This is a genomic window from Vibrio sp. 1069 (genome assembly GCF_033340555.1).
Genome location: NZ_JAWOWP010000325.1, coordinates 1 through 730, shown reverse-complemented (window position 1 = coordinate 730; position 730 = coordinate 1). Strand labels below are relative to the sequence as shown.

Below are 730 nucleotides of genomic sequence, written 5' to 3'. Positions count from 1 at the left end.
TAGCAGACCAATAAATGCCTCTGGCGCATTGTCTAGACCTTCTACTAGATGTTCGCGGTATTGGATCTTTCCTTCAGCCAACCATTGATTGATATCTTGAGCGAACTCACCGTAACGGTGACCGTAGTCATCAAAAATGATAAAGCCTTGTACCTTGATTCGTTTCGTCAGTAGCTTACCCATTAGCAGAGGTAGATGGTCTGTGCCTTCAGGTAATTCTGTTGCGTTGTATTGAGAAATCAATCCACATAAAGGGATACGTGCACTGGTATTGAGAAGTGGCATGACAGCTTCGAATACTTTGCCGCCCACGTTTTCAAAGTAAACATCGATGCCGTTGTAGCATGCCTCTTTCAATTGTTGTTCGAAATCATCTGCTTTGTGATCGATACACTCATCAAAGCCTAAAACCTCTTTTGCGTAGCGACATTTTTCTTCGCCACCGGCTATACCAACTACGCGGCAGCCTTTGATTTTACCGATTTGACCAACTGTCGCGCCGACAGGGCCCGTTGCCGCAGCAACTACAATGGTTTCACCTGGTTTTGGCTGGCCAATATCCAACAAACCCATGTATGCGGTAAAGCCAGGCATGCCTGCAACACCCAGAGCGTATGATGGGTTTTGTGGCTCTTTGCCTAATTTAATCACCATCTCTCCGGTAGAAATTGCGTAGTCTTGCCAACCCACGGTGTACGCAAGTACCCATTCACCCGCTTCATAGTCCGGG

At 46.8% G+C, this 730-nt stretch carries 1 protein-coding gene; it reads right to left on the bottom strand.

What is annotated here, in order from left to right:
• Positions 1-730: NADP-dependent oxidoreductase (locus R7040_RS26285; RefSeq protein WP_318097552.1), on the bottom strand; the 730-nt coding region annotated here is incomplete at both ends.